The organism is Acidobacterium capsulatum ATCC 51196 (genome assembly GCF_000022565.1).
Taxonomy (GTDB): Bacteria; Acidobacteriota; Terriglobia; order Terriglobales; family Acidobacteriaceae; genus Acidobacterium; species Acidobacterium capsulatum.
The window spans coordinates 2,095,613-2,110,400 of record NC_012483.1; the positions used below are offsets into that span (position 1 = coordinate 2,095,613).

At 63.5% G+C, this 14,788-nt stretch carries 15 protein-coding genes; 4 read left to right on the forward strand and 11 right to left on the reverse strand.

Features of this window, described 5'->3' with window-relative positions; translation table 11 throughout:
- Window positions 1–163 precede the first annotated feature (163 nt).
- Window positions 164–1,441, forward strand: coding sequence for a VWA domain-containing protein (locus ACP_RS08455; protein ID WP_169305954.1), 1,278 nt, complete (start codon window positions 164–166; stop codon window positions 1,439–1,441).
- A complete protein-coding gene (locus ACP_RS08460) occupies window positions 1,438–2,334 on the forward strand; it encodes a DMT family transporter (protein WP_015896883.1) in 897 nt (298 codons plus the stop codon). Before ACP_RS08455 ends, ACP_RS08460 begins: the two co-directional genes overlap by 4 nt.
- Before the next feature lie 62 nt (window positions 2,335–2,396).
- Here the strand turns inward: ACP_RS08460 and ACP_RS08465 are convergent, their stop codons facing one another.
- Window positions 2,397–3,440 carry an NAD(P)-dependent alcohol dehydrogenase gene (locus tag ACP_RS08465; RefSeq protein WP_015896884.1) on the reverse strand — a complete coding sequence of 348 codons (1,044 nt, stop codon included), beginning with the start codon at window positions 3,438–3,440 and terminating at the stop codon, window positions 2,397–2,399.
- A gap of 177 nt (window positions 3,441–3,617) precedes the next feature.
- Between ACP_RS08465 and ACP_RS17350 the strand changes: the two genes are divergently transcribed.
- Complete coding sequence (locus ACP_RS17350) at window positions 3,618–4,826, forward strand: VIT1/CCC1 transporter family protein (protein WP_015896885.1); 1,209 nt, start codon at window positions 3,618–3,620, stop codon at window positions 4,824–4,826.
- A gap of 24 nt (window positions 4,827–4,850) precedes the next feature.
- Here ACP_RS17350 and ACP_RS08475 read toward each other — a convergent pair whose 3' ends face one another.
- The 8 genes from ACP_RS08475 to ACP_RS08510 form a co-directional block, all read right to left on the reverse strand.
- Window positions 4,851–5,729: a prephenate dehydrogenase gene (locus ACP_RS08475; protein WP_015896886.1), complete on the reverse strand. Its 879-nt coding sequence runs from the start codon at window positions 5,727–5,729 to the stop codon at window positions 4,851–4,853.
- On the reverse strand, window positions 5,730–6,749 hold the full coding sequence (gene aroF, locus ACP_RS08480) for a 3-deoxy-7-phosphoheptulonate synthase (RefSeq protein WP_015896887.1): 1,020 nt from the start codon (window positions 6,747–6,749) through the stop codon (window positions 5,730–5,732).
- Window positions 6,750–6,751: 2 nt separating this feature from the next.
- Entirely contained in the window at window positions 6,752–7,054 is a 303-nt protein-coding gene (locus ACP_RS08485; protein ID WP_015896888.1) for a chorismate mutase, read from the reverse strand.
- 163 nt (window positions 7,055–7,217) lie between these two features.
- Window positions 7,218–7,991 carry a tryptophan synthase subunit alpha gene (trpA, locus tag ACP_RS08490; protein ID WP_015896889.1) on the reverse strand — a complete coding sequence of 258 codons (774 nt, stop codon included), beginning with the start codon at window positions 7,989–7,991 and terminating at the stop codon, window positions 7,218–7,220.
- 6 nt (window positions 7,992–7,997) lie between these two features.
- Window positions 7,998–9,218 carry a tryptophan synthase subunit beta gene (gene trpB, locus ACP_RS08495; RefSeq protein WP_015896890.1) on the reverse strand — a complete coding sequence of 407 codons (1,221 nt, stop codon included), beginning with the start codon at window positions 9,216–9,218 and terminating at the stop codon, window positions 7,998–8,000.
- Window positions 9,219–9,231: 13 nt separating this feature from the next.
- On the reverse strand, window positions 9,232–9,957 hold the full coding sequence (locus ACP_RS08500) for a phosphoribosylanthranilate isomerase (RefSeq protein WP_015896891.1): 726 nt from the start codon (window positions 9,955–9,957) through the stop codon (window positions 9,232–9,234).
- An 11-nt stretch (window positions 9,958–9,968) separates the two neighbouring features.
- Window positions 9,969–10,775, reverse strand: a complete 807-nt coding sequence (gene trpC / locus ACP_RS08505) for an indole-3-glycerol phosphate synthase TrpC (protein WP_041840114.1) — start codon at window positions 10,773–10,775, stop codon at window positions 9,969–9,971.
- 199 nt (window positions 10,776–10,974) lie between these two features.
- The gene (locus tag ACP_RS08510; protein ID WP_148215096.1) at window positions 10,975–12,102 is read right to left on the reverse strand and encodes a DUF5715 family protein; all 1,128 of its coding nucleotides are present in this window, start codon (window positions 12,100–12,102) and stop codon (window positions 10,975–10,977) included.
- A 283-nt stretch (window positions 12,103–12,385) separates the two neighbouring features.
- Between ACP_RS08510 and ACP_RS08515 the strand changes: the two genes are divergently transcribed.
- Window positions 12,386–13,138: a YIP1 family protein gene (locus ACP_RS08515; RefSeq protein WP_041839431.1), complete on the forward strand. Its 753-nt coding sequence runs from the start codon at window positions 12,386–12,388 to the stop codon at window positions 13,136–13,138.
- Between the two features lie 88 nt (window positions 13,139–13,226).
- Here ACP_RS08515 and fabF read toward each other — a convergent pair whose 3' ends face one another.
- Window positions 13,227–14,474 (reverse strand): beta-ketoacyl-ACP synthase II, encoded by a 1,248-nt coding sequence (fabF, locus tag ACP_RS08520; protein WP_015896896.1) that lies wholly within the window; start codon window positions 14,472–14,474, stop codon window positions 13,227–13,229.
- Window positions 14,475–14,476: 2 nt separating this feature from the next.
- Window positions 14,477–14,725, reverse strand: a complete 249-nt coding sequence (locus tag ACP_RS08525) for an acyl carrier protein (RefSeq protein WP_015896897.1) — start codon at window positions 14,723–14,725, stop codon at window positions 14,477–14,479.
- Between the last annotated feature and the right edge of the window lie 63 nt (window positions 14,726–14,788).

Here is a 14,788-nt window from a genome sequence, read left to right on the forward strand (position 1 = left end):
CTTTTCAGACGCGCTTCCCCTGGCAGCCGCCAACCCCCTGCGCGGCAGGGCTCATCTGTTAATCTGAGAATACGCCGAAGTACGTCTATGCGCGGCGATGCGGCGTGTACGGCGTAATGCACGTGAAAAGCCGCATGGGGGTTATTGGGTGACGCAAGGCGCCTTGGGTTTCGCTTTATCATTCCTCCTCTTAGGGGGAGCAGCTACCGCACAACAGCAGCAAACGGTTCCGAATGCGCCAGCTCCACAGGCTGCGTCGAGCCAGACGAACAATCTGCAGCAGCTTACCGATCAGATGGCTCCCGGCAAGGGCATTCCCGCACCGGCCGCGCAGAACTCCTCGCCAAACGCTCCAGCCCCTCAGGCTCAAGATCAGCAGGATCAGGCTCCCGCCCCGACCGGCGACGCCCAGCAGCAGACGCCGCCTGAGATTCCGCCCAAGCAGTCTGGCTATGTCCTGAGGGTTCCTGTCACCTATGTGAACGTTCCGGTCACCGTGCTCGACAAGCATGGGCACCCGGTCGCAGGTCTCACCTGGCGTCAGTTCCGTGTCTTTGAAGACGGCGTGCGTCAGCACATCAGCTATTTCACTCCAGACCCTTATGCCATGTCGGTAGTCTTCGTTGTCGATCAGACCTTGCCCAGCGACGTAATGCGCAAGATCAATCAGAGCATCGATACCGTCACGGCGGGCCTGGCTCCTTATGACTCTGCGGCCGTGGTCACCTACAGCGGCACCGGACCGAAGCTGGCCACCAACTTTACTGCGGCAACCAGCTCGCGCCTGATCGCAGCCATCAATGCCTCCAAGCGCTCCGGCGAGCGCATGGGCGTGCCTTCCATCGGCGGTCCCATGATGTCCGGCCCTACCATCAATGGCCAGCAGGTGGACCCCAACCTGGCGCCTCAGCGTGGCAACAGCGGCTTCCTCATGGTGCCCAAGCAGACGCACCCCCTCAATGACGCCATTCTTTACGCCGCCAATCTGCTGGCCAGCCAGCCGCGCGGCCGCAAGCGCGTCATCTATGTCATCAGCGACGGCAGGGAGTCGCGCAGCCAGGCATCCTACCGCGAGGTCGTCCGCTTCCTGCTCACCAACAACATCTCGGTGTACGGCACGCTGGTGGGCGACGCCTCCATCTGGGGCGTGGGCTTTCTCGACAAGGTTCACCTGCCGCTCGTGCCACCTGAGGACGTGCTGCCCAAGTACTGCGTAGCCACCGGCGGCGAAGTCGACAGCGAATTCACCGAGAACGGTATGCAGCAGAGCTTCTCGCGCATTCTCAGCACTGTGCGCGGTCAGTACACGCTCATGTACATCAGCCACAAATCCACACTCTCCGGCAAATACCGCTCCATCGATGTGCGTGTCGAGGGCATTCCCGGGCTGACCATTCTGGCCAAGCGCGGATACTATCCCTCGGCCAGCATGAACCAGTGAGCCTTTCCGCTGCCGCCCAGGCTAATCTGCTTGGCCTGGGCGCCGCGCTCACCTGGGGCATCTCTGACTTCTGCGGCGGCCTCGCCACCAAGCGCGCTTTTCCAGCCCTTGTCGTCGGCCTCAGTCACACCCTCAGCCTGCTCACCGTTCTTGCATTTCTGGCTGCGTCCGGCCCACTCTCTCCATCCGCTTCCACCATTCAATACGGATTGCTCAGCGGCGTTGCCGGCGGCATCGGACTGATGCTCTTCTACGCAGCGCTGGCGCTCGGCCCCATGGGGCTGAACTCCGCCCTCACAGGAGTAATCACCGCGGTTCTCCCGGTCGTCTACTCCTGGTTCCACGCCGCACACCCGTCCCCGGCAGAGTGGGCCGGCTTTGCCCTCGCCATCGTCGCCATCTGGATGATCGCCTACACGCCCGGCGGCCGCCCGCATCCGCGCGGTCTGGCGCTCGCCGTTGGCGCGGGCATTGGCTTCGGCTTCCTGCTCATCTTCCTCGAGAAGGCGGGCAGCCAGAGCGTGGGCTGGGCACTGGCCTGCTCGCGTATGGCCAGCGCCAGCATCGCAGGCACGCTTGCCATCTTCACGCTCGTTCGCCGCAAGGGGCGCGCCTTTTCGACCTTTGCCATTGATGAACACCCCGCTCCGCGCCGCCGCTGGCTCGTCTTTCTGCCGCTGGTGATCACGGCGAGTCTGCTCGAAGTCTCCGGCAACTTCTTCTACACTGTCGCCTCGGTGGTCGGCCGGCTGGACGTGGCCGCCGTACTCTCCTCGCTCTACCCCGGCTTCACGATTCTGTTGGCGGCGTGGCTGCTGCGCGAGCGCACCACGCGCACGCAGGCCCTCGGCATGGCGTTGGCGCTCGGCGCAGTGGTGCTGATTTCCGTCTAGCAAAGCAGAAGCCCCACGCCGCAAGAGCGGTCATGGGGCCAGCCTGTGCTAAGCCGCAACGCTTACTTGAGCGTCGCCATATCGATCACGAAGCGGTACTTCACATCTGCCTTCACCACCCGCTCAAAGGCCTCGTTGATCTTGTCGATGGAGGTCATCTCAATCTCCGACACGATGCCCTTCTCGGCACAATAGTCGAGCATTTCCTGCGTCTCGGCCATGCCGCCGATAATGGAGCCCGACATGTTGCGGCGCTTGAAGATCAGGTCGCCCATGAACAGCGTCGGAGGCGTATCCGGCAGGCCCACCTGCGCATAGGTGGCATCGCGCTTCAGCAACTGCAGCAGCGCATTGATGTCATGCGGAGCCGAAACCGTATCCAGGATGAAGTCAAAGCTGCTGGCCTGCTTCTTCATCGCGTTGGCGTCCTTTGAGATCACCACCTCATCGGCACCCAGGCGCTTGGCATCTTCAATCTTCGATTCCGAAGTGGTGAACTGTACGGTGTGCGCGCCAAAGGAGTGCGCAAACTTGAGCGCCATGTGCCCCAGTCCGCCCAGGCCGACGATGCCCACCTTCATGCCGGGGCCCACTTTCCAGTGGCGCAGCGGCGAATAGGTTGTGATGCCCGCGCACAGCAGAGGAGCCACCGCCGCCGGATTCAGCTTCTCTGACACCTTCAGCACAAAGTGCTCATCCACCACAATATTGTTGGAGTAGCCGCCGTAAGTAATGTCTCCATGGCGGTCAGTGACGCCATAGGTCAGCGTCGCGCCGTTGTCGCAATACTGCTCTTCCCCGGCCTTGCAGCTTGGGCAGCTCCGGCAGGAGTCCACAATCACGCCCACGCCCACCAGTTCCCCGACCTTGAAGCGAGTAACCTCGCTGCCCACGGCCGTCACGCGGCCAATGATCTCGTGCCCCGGAACCATCGGGTACACGGCATTCTTCCACTCGTTGCGGGCCGAGTGAATGTCGGAGTGGCACACTCCGCAATACATGATTTCCACCACCACGTCGCGGCCCTTCGGGTCGCGGCGCTGAAACTGATAAGGCGCAAGAGGAGTGGTTGCGCTCTGAGCGGCATAGCCACGGGACTGAGTCATGGATGCTCCTGAGAAATTTTAGGACTGAAATGTGGTCCAACCGAAGGATACACGTGCAGGCAGACGTTGGTAATGATGCGGCTCTTCCCCGCGAAGCTGTGCGCGGCAAAGCCACTTCCTTTTTCGATGGCTTGAAACGAAATCCCGCTCAAGTACAATCATCTCTCGGATAGCCCTATGCCAGACACCCGCTCCACCGACGCCCGTCAGCGAGAACTACTGCGCGCCCTGAACGCCAACTGGCAGGCCGAGATTGAGGGCCTGCGCACCTACCAGACCCTGGCCGAGCGCGAGCAGGACCCGCTGCGCAAGCGCACGCTTGAGCATCTGGCCGAGGCCGAAGGCATCCACGCCAGCCTGTGGGAAAAGCGCATTCAGGATCTCGGCGGCGACCCGCCCGTCTACAAGGGCAAGGCCACCGGCCGCGCCGACAGCCTCGCCAACCGCCTCGGCGGACCCAAGATGACGCTGCGGCGCCTTGAAATCGACGAGAGCCGCGACATCGCCCGCTACGCGCAGCAGCTCAAAGATCTGGGCGATGAGCCGAGCATCGCCATCCTCAAGCGCGTCATCGACGACGAAGAGGAGCACTACCGCGAGCTCAGCGATCTCATCCGCAACCGCTATCCCAGGCAGGCCACCGAAAGCACGCCTAAAGACGCGCGGCTGCAGCTCGATGAGCTGCTGGCCAAGCGCGCCAACTCCGGCCGCCGCACCGCCGGCTGGATCGGCGACGCCATCTACGGCGTCAATGACGGCCTCGGCGCGATTTTCGGCATCGTCTCCGGCGTCTCCGGCGCAACCCTCGGCAACAGCGAGGCCGTGCTGCTGGCCGGTATCGCCGGCATGATCGCCAGCGCGCTCTCCATGGGCTCAGGCGCTTATCTCGCCGCCAAGAGCGAGCGCGAAATCTACGAGGCCGAGGTCTCCCGCGAGCGAGACGCCATCCAGACCAACGGGCCCGAGGCCCGCGAGCTGCTCTCGCTCTACTACCAGGTCAAGGGCTTGCCGGAAGAAGACGCCGACCGCGTTGTCGATCACATTGCCAAAGACTCCGAGCAGTTTCTGCGCGCCATCGCCAGCGAGCGCCTCAACTCTACTGAAGACGCGCTGAGCAACCCGCTCACCTCCGCCGTCTCCGGCGCGCTCTCCACGGCCGTCGGCTCTATCATCCCGATCATCCCGTTCTTTTTCATGAGCGGATACCCGGCTGTGATTGCCTCCGCCATCATCTCGCTCGCCGCTCACTTCGCCGTGGGCGCGGCCAAATCACTCATCACCGTGCGCTCGTGGTGGAGCAGCGGCCTTGAGATGACGCTGGTCGGCGCGATCGAGGGCGCGGTCACCTACGCCATCGGCATCGGCCTCGGCCACATTCACGTTTAGAGATTGAAAATAGTTTGGTGACGGTTACTTTTTGGGCTGGGCCAGCCGGAAGCGGTTGGCCTGCTCAAACTCCGCGCGCAACTCGGGCGTCTTGAGATTTTCTCGCAGGTGGGCCAGCCGCTGCTCCAGTGCGAGCAGCGAATGGGCGATGGCATCGGTATTGGTCTGCGCAATGTCGCGCCACATGGAGAAGGGGCTCGCACCGAGCCGCGTCATCTCGCGCAGCGCGCGGCCGCCAATCGGCAGCAGATCGGCGTTGGTCTCAAACTGCTCCTCGAGCAGCGAACTCAGCGCGGTCGAGAGCATTTGCGGCAAATGGCTGATCCACGCACACAGCACGTCATGGCGCGTGGGGTCCATGTCGAGCACGCGGCAGCCGAATTTCGCAATCCAGCCGCGCCATTCCAGCGCCAGGGCCTGCGCCTGCGGGCTGCGTTCGGCCGCCTCGGCCGGATCGGTAAAGATCCACACCGCATCTTGAAACAGATGCCCGTCCGCATTCGCCGCGCCGCCCACTTCCTTGCCCGCCATGGGGTGCCCGGGCAAAAATCCAGGCTGTGCGGGGCCGTTGTAGTGGCCCGCTGCCTGGCGGCATAGCGCGCCCTTCACGCTGCCCACATCGGTCACCAGTTGATGGGGCCCCAGCACCGGAGCCAGCCTTTCCAGCCAGTCCAGCATCGTGAGCACTGGCCCGGCCAGCACCACCACATCGCTCGATTTCGCTAATGTCACCGCGTCGGTTGCAATTTCGCCGATTGCGCCCACGCGTTGCGCGGTGGCAGCCTCCTCGGGCCGGGGATCCCATCCAGTAATCGAACCTTGAAAGCCGTGCAAACGCAACGCCATTCCGGCGGAGGCTCCAATGAGCCCCGTTCCCAGAATGGCGATGCGTTCGATAGTCATCTACCCGATCTTACGCCCCACGGCAGGGGCGATCATGCGCAATTCTTCCATGAGCTTTTCAAACTGCTCAGGAAAGAGTGTCTGCGCACCATCGGAGACGGCCTTGTCCGGGTTGGGATGCACCTCGATCAGCAGGCCATCCGCGCCTGCGGCCACCGCGGCCCGGGCCATCGGTGGCACCTTGTCGCGCCGGCCCACGCCGTGCGAAGGGTCGCCCAGCATCGGCAGATGCGAGAGCGTCTTGATGACCGGAATCGCCGAGATGTCCATCGTGTTGCGCGTGTAAGTTTCAAAGGTGCGAATGCCGCGCTCGCACAGCATCACGTCATAGTTGCCGCCGGCCAGAATGTACTCGGCCGAGAGCAGCAGCTCCTCAATGGTCGCCGCGATGCCGCGCTTCAACAGCGTGGGCTTGCGCACCTGGCCAATCTCGCGCAGCAGATTGAAGTTCTGCATGTTGCGCGCGCCAATCTGAAAGACATCGACGTAGGGCATCATCAGCTCGATCTGCGAAATCTCCATGACCTCGCTGATAATCAGCAGCCCGGTCGCGTCGCCCACCTCGCGCAGCAGCTTCAGGCCTTCGAGGCCCATGCCCTGAAAGGAGTAGGGCGAGCTGCGCGGCTTGAACGCGCCTCCGCGCAGAAACTTCGCGCCCGAGGCCTTCACCTGCGCCGCCGCCGTGAAGATCTGCTCGCGGCTCTCGACCGAGCACGGGCCGGCCATCACCACGACTTCCTTGCCGCCCACCTCGACGCCGTTGGCAAAGCGAACCACCGTGCCCTCGGGCTTCCACATGCGCCCGGCCAGCTTGTAGGGTGAGGTGATGCGCACGGCCTCGGCCACGCCCTTCATCACTTCAAAGTCCTTCACGTCAAAGACAATCGGCGTGCCCACGCCAGCAAGTACCGTTTGCACAGTTCCGGTGGTGCGATGCACGTTGAACCCCAGGTCCATCATGCGGCTCATCACATATTGAATCTCTTCTTCGGTGGCAGTTTGCGCCATTGCAACTATCATGGTTACTTTTCCTCGCGCTTCGTGGCGCTGTTGGCCTGTGAGGCTAATTCGTTCCGCTGCAGCGCGCGCATCACGTCGATGATGCGCTCGTAAATATGCGTCAGCTCAATGTCGGGCAAAGGGCCGGGATTGTTCGCGCGGACGTTGTCAAAGATCACGCGCTCGCGATTCGGCTCATATACCGGCAGGTCTGTCACGCGCTTCAGCCGTCCAATGGCTTGTGCCGCCGCGGCGCGCTCTGAGATCAGCCGGACAATCTCCCGGTCGAGTTCGTCAATCCTGCGCCGCCAGTCTGCGATATCCATATAGCTCCTCCATTCCGTCGCGGCGCAAAGGCCGCCGGAAGGGTAAAAGGTTGATGTCAGAGGAAGAGTGCGGAAGGACTGGGCCGTGCGCCTTGTTGCTGCAGGTGCCGGGCCTCACGATCAGAGTGCTGTCACGCGGGAGACACGTACAGCGCGCAAAATCTCAGGCAGGCACGGAGGGGCGCAGGCCCTCGATAAATCGTGCGATCGAGCTGGGCGCTTCGGTGCGGCCCGCCTTTTCAATATTCGCCACAATGGCGCTGCCGATCACTGCGGCATCGGCAAAGCGGCCCACCTCGGCCACGTGATCCGCGTTGGAGACGCCAAAGCCCACAGCAATGGGCAGGCTTGTGTACTGGCGCAGCCGCTGGACCAGCGGCTCGGCTTCAGAGGCCAGCGAACTCTGCGTGCCCGTGATGCCGACGCGCGAAATCGCATAGATAAATCCGTCGGTGACGGCGGCAATCTTCTTCAGGCGCTCGTCGGGGCTGGTCGGCGCGACCAGAAAAATCGGCGCGAGATGATGCCGCCGCAGATGCTCCAGATATTCGGCCGACTCTTCCACGATCATGTCGGTGGCCAGCACGCCATCCACCCCGGCAGCCTCGGCCTCGGCGCAGAAGCGCTCCAGCCCAAAGCGCAGAATGGGATTCAGATACGAAAAGACAATCAGCCCGGTCTCGGGCCGCTCGCGGCGCAGATCGGCGGCCAGCGCCAGCACATCGCTCATCCGCGTGCCGTGCTTCAGCGCGCGTTCGCTCGCGGCCTGAATCACCGGCCCATCGGCCAGCGGATCGCTGAACGGAACGCCCAGCTCCAGCACTTCAGCGCCCGCGTCAATCGCGGCCAGCGCCACCCGGCGCGTGGTCTCCAGGTCAGGATCGCCAACCGTGAGATACACCACCAGTCCGGGTTTGTGTTGAAAGCGAATCGGCACGCTCGATCAGGCTCCCTTCAACTTCAGCTCGCGCGCGAGAATACCCATATCCTTATCGCCACGACCTGAGAGGTTGACCATTAGTATGTCATGACGACCGAGGGTCGGCGCAAGACGAATGCATTCCGCCACGGCATGCGCGCTCTCGAGCGCAGGCAAAATGCCCTCGGTGCGCGCGAGCGTGACGGTGGCCTCGAGCGCCTGCTCGTCTGAGGCTGCGGTGTACTCGGCGCGGCCGGAATCATGCAGCGCGGCATGCTCAGGGCCGATCGAGGCGTAGTCGAGTCCCGCGGAAACCGAGTGCGTCAGCGCCACCTGGCCGTCGTCGTCCTGCAGCACATACGAGTACGTGCCCTGCAGCACGCCCGGCGCACCGCCGCGAAAACGCGCCGCATGCGTGCCCAGCCGCTCGCCGCTGCCACCGGCCTCCACGCCGATCAGCCGCACATCCTTGTCCGGAATAAATTCATAAAACGCGCCAATCGCATTGGAGCCGCCGCCGACACAGGCAATCACGGCCGTGGGCAGGCGGTTTTCCTTTTCCAGAATCTGCCGCCGCGCCTCTTTGCTGATCACGCGATGAAAGTCACGCACCATCATCGGGTAAGGATGCGCGCCCAGCACTGAACCGAGCAGATAGTGTGTCGTGCGTACATTGGTGACCCAGTCGCGCATGGCCTCGTTGATGGCGTCCTTGAGCGTGCGCGAGCCTGACGTCACGCCCCTCACTTCGGCGCCCAGCAGCCGCATGCGGTAGACGTTCAGCTCCTGGCGGCGCATATCTTCCTCGCCCATGTAGACCACGCACTCCAGGCCCAGCAGCGCGCAAACGGTGGCCGTGGCCACGCCGTGCTGGCCCGCGCCGGTCTCGGCAATGATGCGCTGCTTGCCCATGCGCTGCGCCAGCAGCCCCTGCCCGATGCAGTTGTTGATCTTGTGCGCGCCGGTGTGCAGCAGGTCTTCGCGCTTGAGGTAAATGCGCGCCCCGCCCAGCTTCTCAGTGAGCCGCTCGGCAAAATACAGCGGCGTCGGGCGGCCGGCGTAGTCGGTCAGCAGCGCATCCAGGCGCGCATGAAACTCCGGATCGGCCTGCGCCTCGGCATAGGCATGCTCCAGTTCATCGAGTGCGGCCACCAGCGTTTCGGGCACATAGCGCCCGCCATACGCGCCAAAGCGGCCGGCCACGTTGCCGGATGCGGTCAAGTCTGGATTCACCACGGTGCTCATTCTGCCTGTCTCCTCACGCCTTCCCGGCGGGCTCAAGAGCCATCGCCGCCGCGCGTGCCGTTGCTATGAATTCTTTCACGCGCGCGGGATCCTTGCGTCCCGGCGCGGCTTCCACACCGCTGGCCACATCCACGCCCCAGGGGCGCAGTGTCTCGATGGCCTCGCGCACGTTCTGCGGCTTGAGGCCCCCGGCGGCAATCACGCGCAACTGCCCAGCCGCCGATAAGAAGCCCCGGCTCGCGGCCTGCCAGTCAAAGCAAATGCCTGTCCCGCCCCGCGCCACTGGAGTGCGCGAGTCCACCAGCACCGCGTCCAGGGCATCATTCTGCCCCAGCGCCGCGAGCTGCTCCTGCAGCGTATCGCCCTCTGAGCTGAAGTGCAGCACCTGCAGAATCGTCAGACGCTCCGAGTGCGGCGCGCCATGGGAGAATTCCTCGCGCAGGCGCATCGCCAAATCCGGCACCGACTCCACGTCGCTGTGCAACTGCACGCCGGTGAGTCCGCCTTCGCGAACCGCTGCGACGATCTCGTCAAAGTCCGCATCGGCAAAGACGCCGATCTTTTCTATAGACCCAGGTAATTCAATAGCCCTGGGCAGCGCGCGTGTGATCTCCGCCACCTGAGCCGCAGTCACCCGGCGCGGACTCGCCGCGAACACAAACCCCAGCGCATCGGCTCCGGCTTCCACCGCCAGTTGCGCGTCCGCGAGATTCGTTGTGCCGCAAATCTTGATCCACATGGCAGTTCCCGTCAGGCGCGGTCCTCTTGCAATTGGGGCTGCAGCAGCGCTGCCAGCGCCGCGCCCGGGTCCGGCTGGCGCATCAGCGACTCGCCAATCAGAAACGCGTGAAAGCCCGCCGCGCGCAGCTTCTGCAAATCCTCCGCGGTATGAATGCCGCTCTCGGCCACATGCACCGCGCCCTGCGGCAGCTCTGCCGCTAGTTGCAGTGAGACGTCGAGGCTCACGTGAAAGCTCACCAGGTCGCGATTGTTCACGCCATAGGCATCGCAGCCCAGATCGCGGGCGCGCGCCAGTTCCCCGGCGGTATGCACCTCGCAGAGCACGTCGAGATCCAGCTCGTGCGCGGCCTTGGTGAAGCGCGCCAGCTCTTCATCGGTGAGCGCGGCCACAATCAACAGAATCGCGTCGGCCCGGTGCGCCCGCGCCTCCACAATCTGGTACTCGTCCACAATGAAGTCCTTGCGCAGGCACGGCAGTTGGGTTGCGGCGCTGGCCAGTTCCAGATTGCGCAGGCTGCCCTGAAAGAACGGCTCGTCCGTCAGCACCGAGAGCACCGCCGCGCCATTCGCCTCCAGCGTGCGCGCCAGCCACTCGGGCGCGAAGCCTTCGCGAATCAGCCCTTTGGACGGAGACGCCTTCTTCAGCTCCGCAATGATGGCCGGCCCCTGCTGGGCCCGGCGGCGCAAGGCATCGGCAAAGCCGCGCGGCATGTGCTGGCTTGCGCGCGCTTCGAGCGCGGCCAGAGGTGTTTCGCGCCGGCGCACCGCCAGCTCGGCCCGGGTGCGCTCCAGAATGCGTTGCAGATGCAAAGGAATGCGGCTCCTCGAAGTTCGGTGTCTTCTCAGTATAGCCAGAGGGCGAGGCCCTGCCGCGCTTCGCACGGGGGCAAAAGCCGTGTCCCAGGGCCGATTTTTGGCGGCCTCGCATAAGTTCGCGGTCAAATTGATTGCAGGCACAAAAAAGCGCTGACCGCCTCGAAGGGCGGCCAGCGTGGGAGTCGTGGTGGCAGTGAGCTTACGGAATATGCGCCGCCAGCAGGTCGGCGGCCGGCAGGCGGTGGAGCGGCTTGCGGCGTCCGTAGTTGTCATAAACCGTGATGTGGAAGCAGGCCTGATGAAACTCCTCTTCGACGTCGATCTTGCCCGCCTCCTGCAGCAGCAGCAGGTAGCCGCGCATCCAGGCAATCTCTGACATTCTCATGCCCTTCTTGCCGATGTCGATGGTCGCGCCAAACTCATGCGGCGAGGCAATCGCCCCGGTGGCCGGTGCGGCATTGCCGTTGATCATGAGCAGATGCGCCTGATAGCGCTCCGGACGCACCGCCGAGGTGACCGTCAGCGCATCGTGAAAGCGCATCGCGTGCGCCCGGGAGAGGTCCATCAGGAAATGCGCCGTCCACGGACGCACATACTGCCGATCCGGCGCCAGTTGCACGTCGGCATGCAGCCAGGTGCTCAACGGCAGGTGAATCAGCTTGTGCTCCGACACCATCTCTTCCAGTTGCGCCTCGGTCTGAATGCGGTGCAACCCCTCGGCCTCATCGCGCTGATTCTGGCGCAGCAGCGAGGCATGCGTGCCGCGCAGGGGCGAGTAGTAGTACAGGTGAATGTGCTCAGGGATATCCGCCGGAATGTATTCGGCGTCCTCTTCCCGCGCGGTATCGAGCGCAGCCTTGGCGGGCGCTGCCGTGGGAGCATGATTCTCAGCAACCTGCGCAGGTGCGGCGGCAGGCGTCGCCTCTTCAGGAGCGGCATGACGTGCAGCCAGCTCAGTGCGCGCGGCCCGGCGGCGCGTCAGGCGAGTGTGCTCCCGGCGCGCCAGCGTGGAGTGAGACCCACGGCCATGGTGCAGCCGCTCGGCCCGCAGGCGCGCAGCCTCGACGTGCTCCTCCCGAATGCGGCGCACGGCGCGCAGATGCTCTTCATAGCGCAGATGCGCCTCGTAGCGCCGATGCAGGCGCACCCGCTCGGCGTAACTCAAATGGTGATGAACAGTGTGATGGACGACCCGGCGACGTGCTGTATGACGGACCACATGCCGATGCGTTGCGGCATGATGCACCTTTCTGGCAGGATGCACAGCGGCAAAGGCAGGAAATGCCAGCACGAACGCCAGCAAAGCGATGAGAGGGGACCTGAACATGGGGTACTTCGCAGAGAAAGAGTCGTCGAGCAAAGGCAGAATACCGAAGCCGGACACGCGGGGGAAGTACCCTTCGGGATTCTTGCACCTTTTGGGAACTTTTTCGGGAATGGTCCCGTAACTGCACAGAGTGCGCGGCGGCTCCACCAAAAGAGGGACTTTTTCCCTGACTTATCCCGTGAACCGCTGTCGGAATCACGATTTTCGATGTTTTCGAAGAAAGCCCTTAACTTCAGAGATACAATTCCCCCGTCTGTCCAAATACCACTTTCCGAGGCTCTTCATGTCCGATGCAACTATGGTTCCGAACGCTGAATCCCCCGCCGGACTCAGCCAGATCGAGCGCGTCATCGATACCTTTACCGCGCCCGGCAAGACCTTTGAGGATATTCGCCGCAGCGCAAGCTGGTGGCTGCCCTGGCTGCTGGCCGTGATTGTGGGCCTCGGCTTCAGCTTTTCGGTGCAGTCGAGGGTGGGCTGGGCGCAGGTCTACGACAACATCCTGCACCAGAGCCCCAAGCAGATGCAGCGCTTTGACCAGATGAAGCCCGAGCAGGAGGCGGCGGCCAAGAACATTGCGGTTAAATCCACGCAAATCAGCGCCTACGCTTTCCCAGTACTGGGCCTGCTCATCGCGGCCATCGTGGCCGGCGTGCTGATGGCCACCATCAACTTCGGCTTTGGCGGCAAGGCCACCTTCGGCCAGATGTTCGCGGTCTACTACTACGCGGGCCTGCCCCTGCTGCTCAAATACATCCTGGCCATCATCACACTCTATGCCGGGCTCGATCCCACGGCCTTCAATATGAAGAATCCCGTCGGCACCAATCTCGGCTATTATCTCGGCACAGGCACGCCGGCCTGGCTCACCTCGCTCGCCTCCTCGCTCGATATCTTCAGCCTCTGGACCGCCATCCTGCTGGTCATCGGCTGCGCCGCCGTGGGCCGCGTCAAGAAAAGCTCGGCCGCCGTGGCCATCTTCGGCTGGTGGTTCATTCTCATTGCCCTCAGTGCCGGTTCCGCGGCCATCTTCTAGAGCATCCCGGCTACAAACAACAACGGGAGCCTTCGCGGCTCCCGTTGTTGTTTGTAGCTTATGAATCCGGTCTCGACGATCTGAGCGGCTAGTGCCAGCGCTTGAAGACCAGCGAGGCGTTGATGCCGCCAAAGCCGAAGGAGTTCGACAGTGCCGCATCGATCTTGCCGCTCTGCGCGCGGTTGGCGAGGTAGTCCAGGCGGCAACCTTCGTCCACATTATCGAGGTTGATGGTGGGCGGCATCATCTGGTGGAGCAGCGCCTGCACCGTGATGCCGGCTTCCAGGCCGCCCGCGCCGCCCAGAAGGTGGCCGGTCATCGACTTGGTGGAGCTGACCTTCAGCTTGTGGCTCAGCGCATGCTCGCCAAACACCAGCTCGAGCGCGCGCGATTCATTGCCATCGCCCAGCGGCGTCGAGGTGGCATGCGCGTTCACATAGTCGATCTCGGAGGGCTGCATGCCTGCATCCTTGAGCGCGGCCCGCATGCTGCGCTGTGCGCCCTCACCCTCCGGCGCGATGCCGGTCATGTGGTAGGCATCGGCGCTCATGCCGTAGCCGCAAATCTCGGCCAGGATGTTGGCTCCGCGCGCCTTGGCGTGCTCCAGCTCTTCGAGAATCAGGATGCCCGCGCCCTCGCCCACCACGAAGCCGTCGCGATCCTTGTCAAAGGGGCGGCTGGCCCGGGTCGGCTCGTCATTGCGGGTGGAAAGCGCGCGCAATGCCGCAAATCCGCCAACGGACATCGGGGTGACCGCGGCCTCGGAGCCGCCGGCGATCATGATGTCGGCATCGCCGCGCTCCACCACGCGATAGGCATCGCCGATGGAGTTGGCGCTGGTGGAGCAGGCCGTCGCCGTGGCCGAAATGGGCCCCTTGGCGCCGAGGCGAATGCTCACCTGCCCGGCCGCCATGTTAATGATGGCGCCCGGAATGAAGAAGGGAGAGATCTTGCGCGGCCCGCCGTTCATCAGGTTGGTGTGCTCGCGCTCGATGATCTCAAACCCGCCAATGCCCGACCCGATGAAGACGCCGATGCGCTCCGCATTCGACGGCTCGATCTTCAGCCCGGCCGAGGCCACGGCCTCATCGCAGGCGGCGATGGCGAGGTGAATGAAGCGCGCCATCTTGCGCGCTTCTTTCTTGTCAATGAAGCTGAGCGCGTCGAAGCCCTTCACCTCAGCGGCAAAGGTGACCGGATAGCCGGTGGCGTCAAAGCCGGTGATGGGCGCCATCCCGCTCTTGCCGGCCACCAGATTTTTCCAGACTTCAGGCGCGGTGTTGCCTACTCCGCAAATCAGACCGAGCCCGGTTACCACGACACGCTTACGCTGCAAGGCTACTTGCCGCCTTTCCCGTTCTTTTCGATGTACTCGATCGCGTCCTTGACGGTCTTGATCTTCTCGGCGTCTTCGTCGGGAATCTCAAGGTCAAAGGCCTCTTCGAACTGCATCACCAGCTCGACGACGTCGAGCGAATCCGCGCCCAGATCTTCCTGGAACGACGCGCTGGGGGTCACCTCGGCCTCATCGACCTGAAGCTGCTCCACGATAATCTGCTTAACCTTCTCCTCAACACCTGCTGCCATGTGCTCTCCTCTGTTTCCTACAACTTAAGATTGCCTCGGGAGGAGTTAGGTTTTGCGGACACA

Excerpts from the sequence above, each read along its gene's own strand:
- ACP_RS08465 (WP_015896884.1), bottom strand. The coding sequence starts at position 3,440 with ATGACTCAGTCCCGTGGCTATGCCGCTCAGAGCGCAACCACTCCTCTT.
- ACP_RS17350 (WP_015896885.1), top strand. The coding sequence starts at position 3,618 with ATGCCAGACACCCGCTCCACCGACGCCCGTCAGCGAGAACTACTGCGC.
- aroF (WP_015896887.1), bottom strand. The coding sequence starts at position 6,749 with ATGATAGTTGCAATGGCGCAAACTGCCACCGAAGAAGAGATTCAATAT.
- ACP_RS08515 (WP_041839431.1), top strand. The coding sequence starts at position 12,386 with ATGTCCGATGCAACTATGGTTCCGAACGCTGAATCCCCCGCCGGACTC.
- ACP_RS08510 (WP_148215096.1), bottom strand. The coding sequence starts at position 12,102 with ATGTTCAGGTCCCCTCTCATCGCTTTGCTGGCGTTCGTGCTGGCATTT.
- ACP_RS08485 (WP_015896888.1), bottom strand. The coding sequence starts at position 7,054 with ATGGATATCGCAGACTGGCGGCGCAGGATTGACGAACTCGACCGGGAG.
- trpB (WP_015896890.1), bottom strand. The coding sequence starts at position 9,218 with ATGAGCACCGTGGTGAATCCAGACTTGACCGCATCCGGCAACGTGGCC.
- ACP_RS08475 (WP_015896886.1), bottom strand. The coding sequence starts at position 5,729 with ATGACTATCGAACGCATCGCCATTCTGGGAACGGGGCTCATTGGAGCC.
- ACP_RS08500 (WP_015896891.1), bottom strand. The coding sequence starts at position 9,957 with ATGTGGATCAAGATTTGCGGCACAACGAATCTCGCGGACGCGCAACTG.
- ACP_RS08525 (WP_015896897.1), bottom strand. The coding sequence starts at position 14,725 with ATGGCAGCAGGTGTTGAGGAGAAGGTTAAGCAGATTATCGTGGAGCAG.